The 19,159-nt window shown below is 62.2% G+C and carries 12 protein-coding genes; 10 read left to right on the top strand and 2 right to left on the bottom strand.

What is annotated here, in order from left to right; all coding sequences use genetic code 11:
- Nucleotides 1-15: 15 nt before the first annotated feature.
- Nucleotides 16-5,607, top strand: coding sequence for a type I secretion C-terminal target domain-containing protein (locus AB5Y47_RS18185; RefSeq protein WP_368220463.1), 5,592 nt, complete (start codon nucleotides 16-18; stop codon nucleotides 5,605-5,607).
- A 167-nt stretch (nucleotides 5,608-5,774) separates the two neighbouring features.
- Here the strand turns inward: AB5Y47_RS18185 and mdtH are convergent, their stop codons facing one another.
- On the bottom strand, nucleotides 5,775-6,968 hold the full coding sequence (gene mdtH, locus AB5Y47_RS18180; RefSeq protein WP_029314794.1) for a multidrug efflux MFS transporter MdtH: 1,194 nt from the start codon (nucleotides 6,966-6,968) through the stop codon (nucleotides 5,775-5,777).
- Between the two features lie 202 nt (nucleotides 6,969-7,170).
- Here mdtH and AB5Y47_RS18175 point away from each other — a divergent pair, with 202 nt between their 5' ends.
- Nucleotides 7,171-8,070, top strand: coding sequence for a LysR family transcriptional regulator (locus AB5Y47_RS18175; protein ID WP_029314793.1), 900 nt, complete (start codon nucleotides 7,171-7,173; stop codon nucleotides 8,068-8,070).
- Nucleotides 8,071-8,127: 57 nt separating this feature from the next.
- Here the strand turns inward: AB5Y47_RS18175 and AB5Y47_RS18170 are convergent, their stop codons facing one another.
- Entirely contained in the window at nucleotides 8,128-9,900 is a 1,773-nt protein-coding gene (locus tag AB5Y47_RS18170) for a M4 family metallopeptidase (RefSeq protein ID WP_053288774.1), read from the bottom strand.
- 351 nt (nucleotides 9,901-10,251) lie between these two features.
- Here AB5Y47_RS18170 and AB5Y47_RS18165 point away from each other — a divergent pair, with 351 nt between their 5' ends.
- From AB5Y47_RS18165 to putP, 8 genes are all read left to right on the top strand, one after another.
- Nucleotides 10,252-10,806, top strand: coding sequence for a GNAT family N-acetyltransferase (locus AB5Y47_RS18165; protein ID WP_043156321.1), 555 nt, complete (start codon nucleotides 10,252-10,254; stop codon nucleotides 10,804-10,806).
- Nucleotides 10,807-10,843: 37 nt separating this feature from the next.
- On the top strand, nucleotides 10,844-11,398 hold the full coding sequence (locus AB5Y47_RS18160) for a GNAT family N-acetyltransferase (RefSeq protein WP_368220461.1): 555 nt from the start codon (nucleotides 10,844-10,846) through the stop codon (nucleotides 11,396-11,398).
- 174 nt (nucleotides 11,399-11,572) lie between these two features.
- Nucleotides 11,573-12,679: a 1-acyl-sn-glycerol-3-phosphate acyltransferase gene (locus tag AB5Y47_RS18155; RefSeq protein WP_010675527.1), complete on the top strand. Its 1,107-nt coding sequence runs from the start codon at nucleotides 11,573-11,575 to the stop codon at nucleotides 12,677-12,679.
- Between the two features lie 309 nt (nucleotides 12,680-12,988).
- Nucleotides 12,989-13,459 (top strand): YhcH/YjgK/YiaL family protein, encoded by a 471-nt coding sequence (locus AB5Y47_RS18150; RefSeq protein WP_043156325.1) that lies wholly within the window; start codon nucleotides 12,989-12,991, stop codon nucleotides 13,457-13,459.
- A gap of 218 nt (nucleotides 13,460-13,677) precedes the next feature.
- Nucleotides 13,678-14,877 carry an acetate kinase gene (locus AB5Y47_RS18145; protein WP_041215759.1) on the top strand — a complete coding sequence of 400 codons (1,200 nt, stop codon included), beginning with the start codon at nucleotides 13,678-13,680 and terminating at the stop codon, nucleotides 14,875-14,877.
- 131 nt (nucleotides 14,878-15,008) lie between these two features.
- Nucleotides 15,009-16,250, top strand: coding sequence for a mechanosensitive ion channel family protein (locus tag AB5Y47_RS18140; protein WP_010675524.1), 1,242 nt, complete (start codon nucleotides 15,009-15,011; stop codon nucleotides 16,248-16,250).
- A 185-nt stretch (nucleotides 16,251-16,435) separates the two neighbouring features.
- Nucleotides 16,436-17,362, top strand: coding sequence for a L,D-transpeptidase family protein (locus tag AB5Y47_RS18135; protein ID WP_010675523.1), 927 nt, complete (start codon nucleotides 16,436-16,438; stop codon nucleotides 17,360-17,362).
- Between the two features lie 274 nt (nucleotides 17,363-17,636).
- Complete coding sequence (putP, locus tag AB5Y47_RS18130; protein WP_045525661.1) at nucleotides 17,637-19,145, top strand: sodium/proline symporter PutP; 1,509 nt, start codon at nucleotides 17,637-17,639, stop codon at nucleotides 19,143-19,145.
- The last annotated feature ends 14 nt before the right edge of the window (nucleotides 19,146-19,159 follow it).

The following is a 19,159-nucleotide window of genomic DNA, read 5'->3' as shown; positions in this document are numbered from 1 at the left end:
GGCGTGACGCTGACCGTGACCGCCACCATCGTGGACGCGGCGGGCAACGTCTCGCTGCCGGGCAGCGACAGCGCCACCATGGGCGACACCACCGCCACTGCGGCACCGACCGTGGTTATCGTGGATGATGCCAACAACGACCAGATGCTGACCAAGGCCGAGATTGGCAATGATCAGATCCAGGTACGCGCCGGGATCAATCACGCAGACCTGGTTGCGGGCGGCAAGGTGACGCTGACCATCAACAATGGCGGGGTGAACAGCACTGTCCAGTTGACGCTCAAAGCCGATGGCACCCTGCTGGCAAGCAATGGCAAGAGCTACGGCTATCAGAATGGCACCATCAGCTGGACGGAGACGACCCCGGCCAACGGCAAGTCGTTGACGGTGACGGCGACCCAGACCGACAAGGCGGGCAACGTCTCCCTGCCGGGCAGCGACAACGCGCAGATCCTGAATGAAGCGCCGGAGACAGCGAACAAGCAGGCAAACGGTCAGGAAGATGCCGCCAGCATCGCCATTCCGACCCTCAGTGGCAGCGACATCGATGGCAACGTGGTGAGTTTCACCATCAAGAGCCTGCCTGCCAACGGCATCCTCTATCTGAACGGGGTGGCTGTGACGGTGGATCAGAGCATTGCGGTGGCGGACGCCGGCAAGCTCACCTTCACTCCGAATGCGAACTGGAACGGCAACACCACCTTCAACTATGCGGCGGTAGACAACGACGGCGCCGTGGATGCGAGTCCCGCAACCGTGACCATCAAGGTGGATGCGGTCAATGATCTGCCGACGCTGACCATCTCCAATGGGGCTGTCGTCTCCGAAGAGGGGCTGGCAAACGGTATTGCCGACACGGTCGGCAACCCGGATACCACCAACGCCATCAAGGCGTCCGGTACCCTCTCGGTGGGCGACATCGACAGCAGCACGCTCAGCATCTCCCTGAACGGACCGGCCGGGCTGACGTCCGGTGGGGCCAAGGTCCAGTGGAGCTGGGATGCGGGCAGCAAGACGCTGGTCGGCTACACGGGGGCGATTGGCGGCGCCGATTACAAGGCTGTGGTCGAGGTCAAGCTGACGGCACCCAATGCCAGCGGCAAGGGAGCGTGGACTTATGATGTGACCCTTAAGGAGCCACTCGACCACGGGGATACGACCTCGGAAGACAAGCTGTCGTTCCAGCTGGACGTGGAGGTCTCCGATGGCAGCGGCGTCACCAAGGGCAAGCTGGATGTCAGCGTGGAGGACGACTCCCCCATTGCTGGCAACAGCGATGCCGTTTCCGTGGTGAAGACCGATATTCCGAATGTGCTGACCGGGTTCTTCGATCTGACCAAGTACAGTGACAACCAGAGCACCCTGAACATGGCGGGTTTTACCATCAGCGCCTTGGGCTTCAAGTCGGCAACCGATTCCTCACTGGTAACGGCGGATGTCAACGGCTCCAGCTCGGGGCTGGGGGTGGCTAGCGGTGCTGCGCCTTACCACAACCTCGCCAATGAAATTGACTTCCGCCATTTTGCTGATGGCTCTTCCGTATCCGAGCGGCTTATCGTCACGCTGGATGCGGGCAAGGTTGCCTACGGCGCCAACATCAAGTTCAGCAAGATGTTTGGCGGCGAGCTGGAGAGCGGGGTCGTGGAGTTCTACCGAGACAACGTATTGATTTCCACACTTTCATTCAGATCGGATGCAGCGGGCGGAGAGTTCAACCAGAACTTCCAGGTGCAGCAGGGTGGCTTCGATACCATGGTGATCAAGGCGACCAATAACGGCAACATCAATACCAAAGACAACAGCGACTTTACCGTCAAGTCTATCGAGTTTCTGGGGGCTGATACGCCGCAGGCCATCGCCTATGGTTCGGGTACGGTTGCACCGCAATGGGGGGCGGACGGCAAGGGCTCCATCGGGCTGGTGCTGGACCCGGCGACCTTCGAGAATGGTCTGCGGACGGCTTCCGGCTCAGCCATCGCCATCACCGCCAGCGGGGCCAATACCCTGCTCGGGAAGGATGCGGGCGGCAACCTCGTCTTCAAGCTGGAGTTCACGCCAGCCACCGGCAAGTGGGAGTTCTTCCAGTACCAGCGCATGTCCAAACCCCTGGGTGATGGTGACATCGACTTCCAGATCCGGGTGGTGGATGGTGACGGTGACGCCAGCATTGGTTCCTTCGCCACCAAGCCTCTCTTCACGCCGCTGGTTCAGGGTGTCTCCAGCGAGAGCGTGACTGAAGGGGGCAACCTGTTGCACAAGGTCACCTTGTCCGATGCGACCCAGGAAGCGACCGAATACGATTTCGCCATTCGCGGATCGGGCAACAACCCCGCATCCTACCAGGACTGGGGCAATGCCCAGTTCAGCAACGGCGTGACCTACAACAGCACCACCGGCAAGATCACGGTACCGGCGGGCGTGACAGACTTCACGGTGACCATCCCGACGGTAAACGATCGCCTGGTCGAGACGAACGAGACCCTCTCGGTGACCATCGGTGGTCAGAGCGGGACCGGTACCATAGTGGACAACGATCGGGCGCCGACGGCGGCTGGCGGCCACAGCACCGGTGCCGAAGATCAGCCCCAGGTCCTGACCTGGGCCCAGTTCGGTGCCAGCGATGATCAGGACGCGACTGATCTCGGGGTGCAGATCAACACCCTGCCGCTGAACGGTACCCTCGAATACCTCAATGCGGCTGGGCAGTGGGTTGCGGTGCAAACCGGATCCCTCATCTCCTATGCCGAGGTGAACGCAGGCCATCTGCGCTTCGTGCCAGGTCTGAACGAATCGAGCACCCATGCCGCCAACGGCAACGGCGCTGTGGTCGGCAACATGAAGGGCGACTATGCCAGCATCGGCTATCAGATAAGCGACGGTGCCAACCTCAGCAACGGCAGCAAGCTGGTGATCGACGTGGCGGCGGTGGCCGACAAGCCGACCGTCAACCTGAGTCTGGTGGGCAACGGTATTCCCCTTTACAACCTGAGCTTCCCGAGCGCGGGGATCACCACGGGCCAGTTCCAGTCCGGCAACTTCGACAAGGGGGCCCTCGGGATCACCAAGACCCTGACCGATAGCACTTCTAGTAAGGACTCCGTGGTGGGCGGTGATGGCAACGACTACATCGTGAGCCAGAAGGGGGGCGGCGACCACTTCGTCGGTGGCAACGGCAATGACGTGCTGGTCGGTGGCAACTCAGTGTCGGGCGATACCCTCGACGGCGGCGTTGGAAATGACATTCTGGTCGCTGGGTTGGGTGGCGATACTCTCTATGGCGGTGCTGGTGATAAAGATATCGCTGTACTGTCCGGCAACCGTGCCGACTACGCCATCACAAAGGGCAGCGGATACTCGATCAATGATCGCTGGTTCAACTTCTCGGTCACGGAGAAGGGGGTCGGTATCACCAAGGCGCTGCACGACGTGGAGTATGTCCAGTTCGCCGACGGTGTCTACCAGATCAATCAGGATACGGGCGTGCTGACCCTGGTGCAGCCGGTGGTGGTCGATTATCCGCTGGAGGTGAGTGCCTCCCTGAGCGATCGGGATGGCAGCGAAGTGCTCGACAGCCTGGTACTAAGCGGGATGCCCAAAGGCTCCGAGCTCTACAAGGGCAGCCAGTTGCTGGGCACCGTCGGGGTTGATGGCAAGCTTACCCTCACCGTCAACAGCGGTCTGTGGAGTGCGAGCGCGCTGGATGTGAAGTTGAGCGGACTGACGCTGCGAGTGCCGGGCAGCAGCGCCGGTCTGGTGGATCTCAAGGTCGAGGCCATCGCCAAGGAGGTCGGGACCGATCAAACCAGTACCGCGACCGACAGTGACAGCATCCGTCTGAGCTACTTCCAGTCCACCGAAGGTGAACCTGGCGATCAGAACCGGACCTATGGCAGTGAACACAATATCGTGGTGGGGGATCTGGACGGTAGCGTGGTGCTGCCAGGCCAGAACTACAACCTTGCCTTTATGGTCGACACATCGAGCAGTATTGGTGACGATATGGCGACGATTAGAAATCAGCTGATTCAGGTGTTCGAAGATCTTCAGGCGAGCGCGGGCAAGGAGGCTGCGGGCAAGGTCAACGTCTTCCTGGTCGATTTTGATACCCAGGTCAAGCGTTCCGTCAGCGTGGATCTGAAAGATCCCAATGCTTCGGGGTTGTTGGAGGATGTTATTAGTCAGATGAATGGCTATGAGGGATATACCAACTATGAGGACCCGCTCAAGGCGACCTCGAACTGGTTCAACAGTGACATAGCCAAGAACAACACCAATGCGAAGAATCTGGCCTATTTCATCACCGATGGGGCACCCAACTCCTTCTTCTACAACGAAAATACCAATCCGGTGGTGAACACCAAGACTGTGCAAAGGCTGGATACCTTTGTCAACGTCAACAACTACGTACCGGGCAAGGCCTTCTACGCCAATATCGGGGGCGATCAGAGGGTGATAGTGGATGCCAACGGCGATGTCAGACAGTGGTCACAGAATGGAAAGAAATGGGAATATAGCATCATTGGAACCCTTAAACCCCAGGGAGACGGAAGCTTCGAAATCTCAGATGCTTACATTTCTGGGTATACCAATGACACAGCCAGAAACAACGCATTGAGCGTGCTGCCGCTGCTGGAGGCAAACAATGTGGTGCTGCAGGCCATCGGCATCGGTAGCAAGGTCTCCATCGATACCCTGAAGCAGTTCGATAGCGATCAGGTGGTGCAGTTCAACGTATCAGCCTCCGATCTGGCCAATGCCATTCTGGGAACCTCCATCAACAACAAGCCGGGCAGTGACCGGATCGATGGCGGTGCGGGCGACGACATCCTGTTTGGCGACGCGGTACGCTTCACCGGCATCAGCGGGGAAGGGTATGCGGCCATCAAGCAGTATGTGAGCGGCAAGCTGGGGGCAGGGTTGGTGACCGATGCCCAGGTGCACGCCTACATCACGGATCACGCCAGCGAGTTCGATCAGTCGTCGGCCAATGACAAGGGTGACACCCTCCTCGGCGGTGATGGCAATGACATCCTGTTCGGTCAGGGGGGTGATGACTTCCTGTACGGCGGTGCCGGCAACGACACCCTGTTCGGTGGTAGCGGCAACGACACCCTCTATGGGGAGAGCGGCAACGATCGCCTCTATGGCGGCAGTGGCAACGACACCCTCTATGGCGGTACCGGCAACGACATATTGAGCGGCGGGCTGGGCAACGACATCCTGATCGGGGGGGCCGGCAACGACATCCTCATGGGGGATGCAGGTGCCGATACCTTCACCTGGCTGAAAGGGGATACCGAGGCTGGCAAGGTGGCCAAGGACTACATCGTCGATTTTAGCAAGTCGGAAGGGGATAAACTGGATCTGAGCGACTTGCTAGACAGCGATGGCAGCAAGAGCGAGAGCTCCCTGAAGAGCCTGCTCTCGGTGTTCCAGGACAGCGAAGGGGTGCATCTGCAGGTCAAGGAGAGCAGTGCGGCGCCGGTGACCCAGGAGATAGTGCTGATGAACCACACCTTCGACACCCTGACGGGCGGTTCAGGGACGACTGCCAACCAGGTGATCGATTTCATGTTGCAAAACAACATGTTGGATATCAACAAGTAACAGCCAAGCGGGCTGGGCAAAAGCGGCAGAGCAATCTGCCGCTTTTTTTATGGGGGATTTTCGGGCGGATGGGCGCAGACGAGGGGAAGGGCAATGCAAGAAGAAGGTAAAAAAGGGCGCCCTTCAAGAGAAGGGCGCCCGGGGTAGACGGGATGATTGCCAGAGGATCAGGCGTTGACCCCTGCCAGGCGAGAGCCGCGCTGGAAGCAGTTGGCCAGCAGCAGCAAGGTGGTGACACCGACGGTGCCGAGCACCAGCCAGGGCAACCAGGGTTGCCCCTGGGCCATGGCGTAGTCGTGCAGTGCGCCGCCCCCCACGTAACCCGTCATGCCCCCGAGCGCCAGTCCCAGTCGGCTGAAGCCCATGTAGCTGCCCCGCGCCCCCGGTTGTGCCAGCTTGGTCATCAGGGTTTCCCGCGCCGGCTCGGCGATGACGATGCCGAGATAGAAGCAGGCGAGCAGCAGGAAGACGGCGGGCAAGGTGGTGGCAAAGGCCACCAGCCCGATCCCCGTGGTCATCAGCAGCACCCCCGCCATCAGGCGGTTCTCCAGCTTGAAGTGGCGCTCGCCGAACCGGGCAAGGGGGTAGAGCAGGGCCAGGGAGATGGCCGTCTCCAGGGTGTACATCCAGCCCACCGCCGTGGTGCTGCCTGCCATCTGTTTGACGAGAATGGGGAAGATCAGCATGACCTGCACCCAGAGCGCGTAGTAGCCGCTTAAGATCAGCACCAGTCGGCAGAAGGCCTTGTCCGCCAGCACCTGGCCGAGGCCGTCCCGGATCGGCGTCGGGCGCACCGAAAGCTTGTAGGGGGGCAGGATCAGCAGGTTGCACAGGGCGGCGCAGACGAACAGGCCGGCACCCAGCAGGCAGACATATTCAAAATCGAAGTTCAGCAGCCAGCTGCCGAGCAGGGCTCCCACCACGGCGCCGGCGCTCTCCAGCATCATCAGCAGGGAGATGTAGCGACCCCGCTCCCGTGGCCGGGTGAACTTGATCACCAGGGCGGCGCGGGGGGGATCGAACAGGCAGCCACCCAGCCCCGAGATGATGCAGGAGAGGATCAGTTCCAATCCGCTCTGGGCATAGGCCAGGCTGGCAAACCCCAGCGCCCGCAGCAGCATGCCGCAGACGATGAGGGGGCGCGCCCCGAACTTGTCGGCGAGGGAGCCGCCAAAGACCCCCAGCCCTTGCTGGGTAAGCTGACGCAGCCCCAGTGCCAGTCCGACCACACCGGCGGCCCAGCCCAGTTGGTCGACGAAGCGCAGGCTGATCATGGGCATCACCACGAAGAAGCCCAGGATCACCAGCAGGGAATCCAATGCCAAGAACCACCGCCCCAACCGCCTCGCCCGATCCACCATGACCCTGATACCTCTGTTTGCTTCGCTGATATTGTTGTCTTTCTTGCCCGAACGGCGCCGTCACCAAACAGAGCCAAGGGGGATGACAACTCCCTGGCTCGGTGGCGTTCAGCCGGTTCATGACGATTGATGCTGCTATTCTGGTGGGGCTCCAGATATAGTGGTAGCCGACAACTGGCTATATTTCATATTGGATTTGGTTATGGCTATGACCCTCGACGATTTGCAACTGCTGCTGGATGTGGCCAACCGTGGCAGCTTCAGCAAGGTGGCCGCCATTCGCGGCTGGTCACAACCCATGGTGAGCCAGCGCATTGCCGTGCTGGAGCAGGAGCTGGGCCAGTCCCTGTTCCGTCGCCATCGTCGGGGGGCCACCCCGACCCCGGCCTGCGAGCAGTTTCTGCCTGCCGCGACCGCGGCTCTGAGCGCACTGGAAGGGGGGCGGCTGGCGATGCAGGGGGCGCCTGCATTGCCGCGGATCCGGCTCTCCTGCCTCCCCTCTCTGACCACGGCGGTGTTCGGCCCCCTGCTGCTGGCCCTGGTGGACGAGACCTTCGAGATCCGCTGCAACACGGATCACTCTGGCATCATCATGCAGGAGTTGCTGACCGGCGAGACCGACGTGGGCTTCATTCTCAAGTGCCCTGCCATCGCGGGCATCCAGCTCGAACTGCTTTACCGTTCCCCGATCATCGCCGTGGCCTGCGCCACCCACCCGCTGGCCGGGCGGCAGGGGCTGACTCTGCAGGACATTGCCAACGAGCGGCTGGCGCCCCAGCAGTGGGGGACGGGCTGCGACGAGCTGATCCTGCAGTTGCGTCTGCTGCGCCAGGTGGCGAGCCCGCTGCACGCCATCCAGCCAGCGAGTGCGGCACGGGAGCTGGCGCTGGAGCACGGCTTCATCACCCTGATGCCGGCGCTCGCCATAACCCGGGATCTGGAGTTCGGTCGCCTGGTGAAGCTGGACGTGGTGGATCTGCCACCGGATCACTGGGACGTGATGATGGCCTGGCGCAGCGGCAAGCGCCCCAATCCCGCCAAGGAGCGGGTGCTGGAGGCGGCCCGTACCCTTGCCCGGCGCTGGTCGGGCAAGCGGACATAAAAAAGCGCCGGACCAGGCCGGCGCTCTTCGCTTATTCCCCTTGATGCCCGCTCAGACTCAGTAGCTGGCCTTGAGGGTGACGCCGGAGAAGGCGCTGAACCCGCTCAGCTGCACGTGCCAGGTCCCCGCCTTGGGGGCGTTCAGGGTACAGGTTTCGGCATTGCCGCTCTTGTAGGGGCGGCAGTCATAGCTGCTGGCGGTCGGCGCGCTGCCGAACTTCACGTAGAGATCCGCATCCCCGCTGCCGCCGCTGCTGGTCACCACCAGCTGGCTTCTGCCGGCGGGCACCTCGACGGTGAAGTTCAGCTTGCCCCCCTTGGCGGCGGTGAGATTGCTCACCGGTACCCCGTTTTGCAGCACGCTGCCCGGTTGGGGCGTGGTGCCGCCGCAGGTGGCATTGACCCCGACGGCGGTGAAGGCGGCTGCCACGTCGCTCACGCTGTAGCCGAGATCCGTGGCGGCCCTGGTCACCCCGCATGCCCCCTGATCGAAGGTGGTGTTGGGGCCCCAGTAGAGGCGGTTGGCCAGCACGAACACCTCGAACGCCTTGCGGGTTTGCCAGCCGCTGGTGTTGGCCAGCAGGTAGAAGGCGCGGTTGTAGACACCGGAACTGTGGTGCACGTCGATGCCGTCATAGTAATCGCTGGCGTGGCCGATGGACTTGCCGTCCCGGGCCGGGTCCTCGAAGTAGCGCAAGGAGCCGTTGCCCTTGAAGATCTGGGCCCCCACCAGCCAGTCGTTGCTGCCCTTCATGTAGTATTCGGCCGCTTCCCCCGCCATGTCGGAGAAGGCCTCGTTGATGCCGCCAGACTGACCGGAGTAGACCAGTCCTGAGTTCTGCTCGGTGAAGCCATGGCTCACCTCGTGGGCCGCCACATCCAGGCTCACCAGCGGATAGAAGGTGGTGGCCCCGTCGCCGAAGGTCATCTGGCTGCCGTCCCAGAAGGCGTTCTCGTAGTTGCGGCTGTAGTGCACCCGCATCTTGAGCTTGAAGCTCAGCGGCGCCGTGTTGTACCAGTTGCGGTACATGTCGAACACCACGTTGCCGAAGTAGTGGGCATCGTTGAGAGGGGAATAGGCACCGTTGATCTCCTTGACCGTGTTCTCCGGGCAGGTGAACTGGTGGATGGTGCCCCCCGTGGTGCCGTGATTCATGTTGAGGGTGTCCACGTTGGTCCCCGTCATGCGGCAGTTGTCATCTACCTGCAGGGGGCCAAAGTCGGCGCCGTAGAAATACTTGCCGGTCTTGACGTTGCCCCCCGGGCCGGTGGCGTCCTTGTGGTTGATCCCCTCCCAGCGTTTGAGCTCGCTGCCGGTCTGGGCGTCGATCATCACGAAGGGGCGGCTCGGTTCCTTGCTGGCGGCGAGCCAGGAGACCAGATAGACCAGTCTGGCCTGGCCGGTCTCATCCTGCATCACGAACAGCTTAACCTGTTCGTTGCTCCCCTTGGCACCGCTGCGAGCCTGGCGTGCGGCGTCGCTGGCGGAGAGGGCAACGGCCGGGCCCGTCAGGTCGGCATCGATCTTGCGCAGCATGGTGCCGGACACCTGATTGACCTGGCCCCCCAGCGCCTGATCGGCCACCAGAACCTGGCCCCACACCGGAATCCCCTGCCAGGTCTGCTCATAGCGTATCCGCTGCTGGCCATTGGGCAGCGTCACCGCCCGTACCTTGCGAAACTCGCCATCCCCGGCGCCAAGGGCGCCAATCTTGGCGGCGCCACTCACCGCACCGGTCAGGTCGGAGACCTGGTTCACTTCCACCTGTTCTGCCGCCATGGCGGCGCTTCCCCAGCAGGCCAGCATGACGGCCAAATAGACTTTGTTCATCTCGTCTTTCCTTAGTCGATGAAGATTACACGCCGGGTCCGTTGCCCGGCGCTCTTACACTAGTGGGAAGGGGGAAAATAACGGCCTGTCATTTGTCACAGGGCAGCGAAAACAGGTAGCACGATTCACTTTTACAGCGCCAATCATCCACAAATACTGGTAATGGCAGCATGTTGAACCGCTGTGAGGGGTGATTGATGACCTTGGGATCAAGGTGCCCGCATGGGGATCGCCATATGGGGGTTGCCAGCGGGGAAGCCGGTTGAAAAGTCCTTGGCAAACAAGGGATTGATTGACTACATTGGCTCCCATGACGGCAGATGGCCGGAGCGGAACCGGGGAGGAGTGGCGATGTTTTCATGGCAACTGGATGACGAGCTGGCGCTCCTGTTCCTGCAACCCGACATGGCCAGCGAGCTGTTTCGCCTCTGCCAGCGCAACCGCGACTACCTCTCCCAGTGGCTGCCCTGGGTGCCCCACATCCAGCAGCCCGCCGACAGCGCCACCTTCATTCGCCACGCCATCGAGAAGTTTGCCCGGGGGGAGGGGCTGACCACGGCCATCGAGTATCAGGGGGAGGTGGTCGGCGTCATCGGTTACAACCAGATCGATCACGAGCTCGGCAAGGTGACCATCGGTTACTGGCTGGCGGAGCGCTGGCAGGGGCACGGCATCATCACCCGGGCCTGCCAGGCCCTGATCCATCACGCCTTCGAGGAGATGGGGATGGAGAAGGTGGAGATCAGCGCCGCCCTCGAGAACGAGGCGAGCCGAGCCGTGTGCGAGCGGCTGGGAATGACCCAGGAGGGGATTACCCGGCGGGCGGAGCGGCTGGCGGACAGGGTGGTGGATCATGTGCACTACGGCCTGCTGCGGGACGAGTGGCTGAGGCTGAGGGATCTCTGATGACCCTTTTGTCTGCTTCCAACCTCCAGAGGGTGAGATGACGACGCTGCCCCACATTGCCACCCCCCGCACCCGGCTGACCGTGCTGACCCCGGAGCGGGCCTGCCTGATGGTGGATTTCTATCTGCGCAATCGCGCCCACCTGGCCCCCTGGGAGCCCAGGCGGGAGGAGAGCTTCTACACCCTCGCCCACTGGCAGACCCGCTTGCGCGACGGTTACGGCCACTATTTCGAGGGCAGTGCCGTGCAACTGGTGGCGCTCGATCCCAGGGGGGAGCGGGTGCTCGCCACCTGCAATTTCACGAACATTGTGATGGGCATGTTCAAGGCGTGCCACCTGGGCTATGCCATCGACAAGGAGCATGAGGGGCAGGGCCTGATGCAGGAGGTGGTGGCCGCCGGCATCGATCACCTGTTCCTGGAGCGGGGCCTGCATCGCATCATGGCCAGCTACATGCCCGCGAACCTGCGAAGCGGCGCGCTCCTCGAACGGCTGGGGTTCGAGCAGGAGGGGTACGCTCGGGACTATCTGATGATCAACGGCCGCTGGGAGGAGCACGTCCTCACCGCGCTCATCAACCCCGCTGGCTAGCGCAGCCGTTGTCGAAAGGGGGGCTGGCGGGTGACCGCCATCGCTTTTTCACTGCAAGATCGCACTATCTGTACGCCTCTCATACCCCTGGGGATAAAAGCGTGTAAAATTGCGCCCTGAATTTTCCCGGCCGGCAGACGCAGGCCGCGACTCCATACATGCAAGGCAGACATTGTGACAGAAGTAGATAGATTCGCGGACATTCGCCCCTATCGCGATGAAGAAGTACCGGCTGCCATCGAGCGGCTGATCCAGGATGACGAGTTTATCGGCGCCATCGCCAAATACCGCTTCGGTTCCCTGATGAGCTGGCTGGGCTGGGCCATTCGCCCGCTGATCCGCCAGTTCCTGCGCCACAAGTGGGCCAAGGTCAGCACCATCCATCAGGTACAGATGGGGGTGACCCGCTACATGACCCGGATGATCGCCACCTCCACCCAGGGAGTGAGCTTCTCCGGGCTCGAACACCTCAAGAAGGAGCAGGGCTACCTGTTCGTCTCCAACCACAGGGACATCGCCATGGATCCGGCGTTCGTCAACTGGGGGCTGCACACCCACGGTTTCGATACCGTGCGCATCGCCATCGGCGACAACCTGCTGCGCAAGCCCTGCGCCACCGAGCTGATGAAGCTCAACAAGAGCTTCATCGTCAAGCGCTCCGCCAAGGGGCCGCGGGAGATGATGAAGGCCCTCGGGGAGCTGTCGGCCTACATCGGCCAGTCGGTGCACGAGGGGCACTCCATCTGGATCGCCCAGAAGGAGGGGCGCGCCAAGGACGGGGACGACAAGACGGATCCGGCCATCCTCAAGATGTTCTACGTGGACGGCAAGAAGCAGAAGATCGAGTTCGTCGACTACATGCGCAGCCTCAACATCGTGCCGGTGAGCATCAGCTACGAGCTGGATCCCACCGACAAGGCCAAGGCGCGCGAGCTCTACGAGAAGTCGGTCAACGGCAGCTACGAGAAGGGCGAGTTCGAGGACATCGAGAGTATCGTCGCGGGCATCGTCGGCCAGAAGGGGCGGGTACATGTCTCCTTCGGCGCCCCCATCACCGAGGGTTTCAGCGATCCGGACGAGCTGGCGGCGCTCATCGACAAGGCGATCTGGAGCAGCTATCGCCTCTTCCCGGGCAACTACCTCGCGGCGGATGTGCCCGGCAAAGCCAGCACCATAGAGCAGAGTGCCTTCCTGACTCGCCAGTCCGAGGTGCCACAAGAGCACAAGGCCATCTGGCGCGCCATGTACGCCAAGCCGGTGGAAAACGCCGGCAAGGTTTGAATGGCACCGCTTTGAGCGGGTGATGGAAAAAAAACGGGAGCAGATGCTCCCGTTTTTGCGTCTGGTCAAAGTCGGGGGAGATTGGGTAGTGAATAATATTGTTTCAACTGGTACGATCATCGGGTGAATGGGCGAGTATCTCTTGGCAGGGGCGGACGAGTATGCAACAGTGACTCGGCGCCATCGGCTAGGAAGCGACAGCGCCCCCGTCTGCACGGATGGCAGACGAGACGATAAAAGGACCTTCAATGGTCCTTTTTCATTGGTGCACAAAGATAGACCACAGATATATCTAAGGATGCGAACCTCATGATCACCGGCAGTCTGGATACCTTGCAACGCACCCCCTTGCCCGCCCCCCTGAACCGTATCGTGGCCGAGGTGGTGCAAAGCGTTGAACGCTGGCTGCACGCCCCCCTCGGCAAGCAGGAGGTCGACGGCCTCATGCTGTTCTGCCTGGTGAGCGAGGATCTGACAGAGCCGGTGGCGGATCGCCGGGGCGAGTTTCATGAGCAGTATCTGGACATCCAGCTGCTGCTGCGCGGCGAGGAGTGGATCGGCGTGGGCCCTCACGCCTACAGCCGGGACGGTGCCGATCATCCTCACCCCGATCTCTGGTTCGTCGATGACGAGCAGACCAGTTATCTGGCGTTGCAGCCCGGCGACTTCGCCATCTTCTGGCCGGGAGAACTGCATCGCCCCCTCTGTACCCTGACGACCCCAGGTCCGGTCAAGAAGCTGGTCGTCAAGGTTCACCAGTCGCTGCTGACCGGCGCCTGAGTGGCATTCGGGGCCTGGAGTCCCGAGTGATTGGGCCAACAGAGGCCCGTTGCGAATCGCTGATTCGACGCGCGCGCCAGACGAACGGTCTGCGCCCAACGATTTGAAAAATTGGACGCACCCTCCTGCGACCATAAGCCCCCGGCAGGGGAATCCCATCCATCGCTGGATGACACGACACTGTCGGCGTAAAGCCGAAGCACAGGAAGATGTAGAACATGAGCAAGTTGGTATTGATCCTTAACTGCGGTAGCTCTTCCCTGAAATTTGCCGTAATGGACGCTGAAACGGGCGAGGACATGCTGTCCGGCCTGGCCGAATGCTTCAATCTGGATGACGCACGTATCAAATGGAAACTCCACGGGGTCAAGGGCGACGCCATGCTGGGCGCAGGTGCCGCGCACCAGGAAGCCCTCGACCACATCGTGGGCCACATCCTGCCCCAGGATCCCGCCCTGGCCGATCAGCTGGTCGCCATCGGCCATCGCATCGTGCACGGCGGCGAGCAGTTCTCCCGCTCCGTGCGCATCGATGAGGGCGTGATCGCCGGCATCGAGGCCGCCATTCCGTTCGCCCCCCTGCACAACCCGGCGCACCTCATCGGCATCCGTGCCGCCCTCAAGGTGTTCCCGGCCCTGGCCGACAAGAACGTGGCCGTGTTCGACACCGCCTTCCACCAGACCCTGCCAGAGGAAGCCTACCTCTACGCGCTGCCCTACAAGCTCTATCGCGAGAACGGCATCCGTCGTTACGGCGCCCACGGTACCTCCCACCGCTTCATCGCCGAAGAGACCGCCAAGGCGCTGGGCAAACCGCTCCATGAGCTCAACATCATCAACTGCCACCTGGGCAACGGTGCCTCCGTCTGCGCCATCAAGAACGGCGAGTCCGTCGACACCTCCATGGGGCTGACCCCGCTGGAAGGGCTGGCGATGGGCACCCGCTCCGGTGACATCGACCCTGCCATCGTCTTCTTCATGCACGACAACCTGGGTTACAGCGTGGACAAGATCAACCAGGTGCTGACCCGCGAATCCGGCCTGCTGGGCATGACCGAGGAGAGCAGCGACTGCCGCTACGTCACCGGCAACTACGCCACCGACGCAGGTGCCAAGCGCGCGCTGGATGTCTTCACCTATCGCGTTGCCAAGTACGTCGGTGCCTATGCTGCCGCCATGGATGGTCGCTTGGACGCCCTGGTGTTCACCGGCGGCATCGGCGAGAACGCCGCCATGGTGCGCGAGATGGTGCTGGCCCGACTGGCCCTGCTCGGCTTCAAGATCGACAAGGAGGCCAACAACGCAGCCGTACTGGGCGGTGAAGGCCCCATCACCGTGGAAGGCAGCCGTCTGGCCCTGGTGATGCCCACCAACGAAGAGCTGGTGATCGCCCGTGATGCCCTGAGCCTGGTCGGCTAAGGCACCCTCTGGTGACGACAACGCCCGGCCCCTGCCGGGCGTTGTCGTTTCGGCAATAGTGAGCGTCCTGTCATTTGACATGGGGGACCAGATGCGTACCCTGACCGCTGTGTGATATTGCGGAGGTAACGATGAAAGAGATGTTTTTCAACTGGTTGTCAGGCCTGGGGGTCGATGTGACCCCCATGATGGCCCTGGTGATCGCCCTGGGGTTCATCGTGCTGACCGCCATGGTGCTGCACCTGGTGCTGCACCGCATCCTGCTGGTGCGCCTGGTGGGGCTGCTTGGCAAGACCAAGCAGATGTGGCTGCCGCCCCAGTTGCAGCAACGCCTCTTCTACCGGCTCGCCTTCGTGTTCCAGGGGGCCGTGCTGCTCGGTCAGGCGGAGATCTGGCTGCCCAAAGCGTCCGAGAGCCTGGCGCTTATCGAGTTGCTGGCCCAGCTCTGGATCCTGCTGTTCCTGCTGCTGGCCCTGTTCGCCCTGCTCGACTGCCTGCTCTCCCTGAGCCGCCATACCCGGCTTGGGCGGGATCTGCCCCTGCGCGGCATCTTCCAGGGGGTGAAACTGGTGGCCAGCATCCTGGTGGGCATCCTGATGATCGCCCTGCTGCTCGGCAAGTCGCCCCTCTTCCTGTTCAGCGGCCTGGGGGCCATGACCGCGGTCCTGATGCTGGTGTTCAAGGACCCCATCCTCGGCCTGGTGGCGGGTATCCAGCTCTCTGCCAACCGCATGCTGAGCGTCGGTGACTGGCTGCAGATGGACAAGTACGGGGCGGACGGCGAGGTGACCGACATCGGCCTCACCACGGTCAAGGTGTCGAACTGGGACAAGACCATCACTACCATCCCTACCTATGCCCTCATCTCCGACTCCTTCAAGAACTGGCAGGGGATGACCGAATCCGGCGGGCGCCGCATCAAGCGCAGCGTCAACATCGACATGACCAGCGTGCGCTTCCTCACCTCGCAGGAGCAGTTGCAGCTCAAGCAGGCCAGGTTGCTGGCGCCCTACCTCAGCCGCAAGGAGCAGGAGCTCAGCAGCTACAACCAGCAGCTCAGCGATGCCATCAGCTGCCCCATCAATGGTCGCCACCTCACCAACCTCGGCACCCTGCGCGCCTATCTGGACGCCTACCTGCGGGCTCATGCGGGCATTCGCAAGGACATGACCCTGATGGTGCGCCAGTTGGCACCGACCACGGACGGCCTGCCGCTGGAGATCTACTGCTTCACGGCGACCACCGCCTGGGCCGAGTATGAAGGGATACAGGCTGATATTTTCGACCACATATTTGCGATAATTGAGCAATTCCATCTGCGTTTGCATCAGTCGCCAACCGGTTATGACATGCACAGTTGGAAAAACGGCTGATCCCGCTTATGACAAGGTGCCGCGGCACAGCGCGGCACCGTATTTAATCACCGACCCGTCAGCACGTGGCGGTTGAAATTTGCATGGCAGAGGAGAAAAATGGCGGCCTTCTCTTCGCCCCGGGCGCGCCCGTCGCCTCCGCGCTGGCCAGAGTGCTGAACCACCCCCTTTATCACAGGAAAGTTATGAAGCTCCTCCACAACACGGCGGCCGCACTGTGCTGCTCCCTGATCCTGGCCGCCATGCCCGCCCTCGCCATCGAATATGCCCTGCCCGCAGCCAACAGCCGCCTGGTGGGGGAGAACCTGGACTACGTGGTGTCCCCGGAAGAGGCGGGCCAACCCCTGGAAGCGGCAGCGGCCAGATTCCAGCTCGGCTTGACCAACATGCTGGAAGCCAACCCCAAGGCAGACCCCCTGCTGCTGCAGGCGGGCGAGAAGCTGGTCGTGCCGCATCAGCTGATCCTGCCGGATGCCCCCCGTGAAGGCATCGTGCTGAATGTGGCCGAGATGCGCCTCTACTACTACCCCAAAGGCAAGAAGGTGGTGGAAGTGCTGCCGATTGGCATCGGCCAGCTCGGCACCGACACCCCGGAAGACTGGGTGACCAGCGTGCAGCGCAAGAAGGCGGGCCCGACCTGGACCCCGACCGCGAAGATGCACGCCGAGTACGCCGCCCGTGGCGAGACCCTGCCTGCGGTCTGGCCGGCCGGTCCGGACAACCCCATGGGGCTGTTCGCGCTCTACATCGGCAAGATGTACGCCATCCACGGCACCAACGCCCAGTTCGGCATCGGCCTGCGGGTGAGCCATGGCTGCGTGCGTCTGCGCAACGACGACATCGAGTACCTGTTCAAGCAGGTCCCGGTCGGTACCCGCGTCCAGTTCGTGAACCAGCCCATCAAGGCCTCTGTCGAGCCGGATGGCCGCCGCTACCTGGAAGTGCACCAGCCCCTCTCCCGCAACCAGGAGGAGTTCAACTCCAGCCTGCCGGCCCCGCTGCCCATGTCCACCGCCGTGACCCGCTTCATCGCCCACGCGGACAGCGACTCCCAGCTGGTCAAGCAGGCCCTGGAGCAGCGCAGCGGCATGCCCATCGCCATCAACCGCTGATCCCGCCCGTCGGTATTCCGAGCCCCGGCCACTGTCGGGGCTTTTTTATGGCGCGGGGGAGGGGATCATCAGGGTAAACCCTTGGCAGGTCGGGATAAAATCCGGCCTTATTGCAATTGAGTGGTTGCTTGGTTAGGTGTTAAACGTTTTCTATGTGTTTTTTATTTGTTAAAAGTGGTTGTGGTCCGGCGATCTGCTGATTACTCTAGGCCGGTTTTTTTAAGGAAGAGTCCGTCGCAAGAACGGGCACAGACGTCACATAACGGAGTTTTGAATGACAGCTAGCACCCCCATGCTCATCACCTTTCTGGTGTACATCCTCGGGATGGTGTTGATCGGCTTCATCGCCTATCGCGCCACCCGTAACTTTGACGACTACATTCTCGGCGGCCGCCGGATGGGGAGCTGGGTGACCGCCCTCTCCGCCGGTGCCTCCGACATGAGTGGCTGGCTCCTGATGGGCCTGCCTGGCGCCGTCTTCATCGGCGGTATCTCCGAGAGCTGGATCGCCATCGGCCTCATCATCGGCGCCTACTTCAACTGGCGCTGGGTGGCCGGTCGGCTGCGGGTTCACACCGAGAAGAACCGCAACGCCCTGACCCTGCCGGACTACTTCACCTACCGCTTCGAAGACAAGAGCCGGGTGCTGCGCATCCTCTCCGCCCTGGTGATCCTGCTGTTCTTCACCATCTACTGCGCCTCCGGCGTGGTGGCCGGTGCCCGCCTGTTCGAGAGCACTTTCGGCATGAGCTATGACACCGCCCTCTGGATCGGTGCCGCGGCCACCATCACCTACACCTTCTTCGGCGGCTTCCTCGCGGTAAGCTGGACCGACACCGTGCAGGCGACCCTGATGATCTTCGCCCTCATCCTGACCCCGGTGTTCGTCATCATCGCCGTGGGCGGCATCGACACCGCCATGGTGCAGGTGGCGGCGCAGAACGCCAGCAACCTCGACATGTTCAAGAACCTGGACTTCATCGCCATCATCTCTCTGATGGCCTGGGGCCTGGGCTACTTCGGTCAGCCCCACATCCTGGCGCGCTTCATGGCGGCGGACTCCCACCACTCCATGGCCAGCGCCCGTCGCATCAGCATGACCTGGATGGTGCTGTGCCTGGGTGGCGCCGTGGCCATCGGTTTCTTCGGCCTGGCCTACTTCTCCACCTTCACCGAGCAGGCGGGTGGCGTAACCGCCAACCCGGAGCGCGTCTTCATCGAGCTCTCCAAGATCCTGTTCAACCCCTGGATTGCCGGCGTGCTGCTCTCCGCCATCCTGGCGGCGGTCATGAGTACCCTCAGTTGCCAGCTGCTGGTCTGCTCCAGCGCCATCACCGAGGATCTCTACAAGCCCTTCCTGCGCAAGAACGCCTCCCAGAAAGAGCTGGTGTGGGTCGGCCGCGCCATGGTGCTGCTGATCGCCCTGGTGGCCATCGCCGTCGCCACCAACCCGGAAAACCGGGTGCTGGGGCTGGTGAGCTACGCCTGGGCCGGTTTCGGTGCCGCCTTCGGCCCCGTGGTGCTGCTCTCCGTGCTCTGGTCCCGCATGACCCGCAACGGCGCCCTGGCGGGCATGCTGGTCGGTGCCCTGACCGTCATCATCTGGAAGCAGTTCGGCTGGCTGGGTCTGTACGAAATCATCCCGGGCTTCCTGTTTGCCACCCTGGCCATCGTGCTGTTCAGCCTGCTGGACAAGGCCCCCTCCAAGGCCATGCAGGATCGCTTCGCAGAAGCCGAGCAGGAGTTCCAGAGCCCCATGGCAGACGCCATCGCGGCAAAATAACCCCCGCCTCGACG

Source organism: Aeromonas sp. R7-2 (assembly GCF_040908105.1).
GTDB lineage: Bacteria > Pseudomonadota > Gammaproteobacteria > Enterobacterales > Aeromonadaceae > Aeromonas > Aeromonas caviae.
Note: the sequence above shows the minus strand (reverse complement) of the source record. Positions and strands in the feature narration are given on the sequence as shown.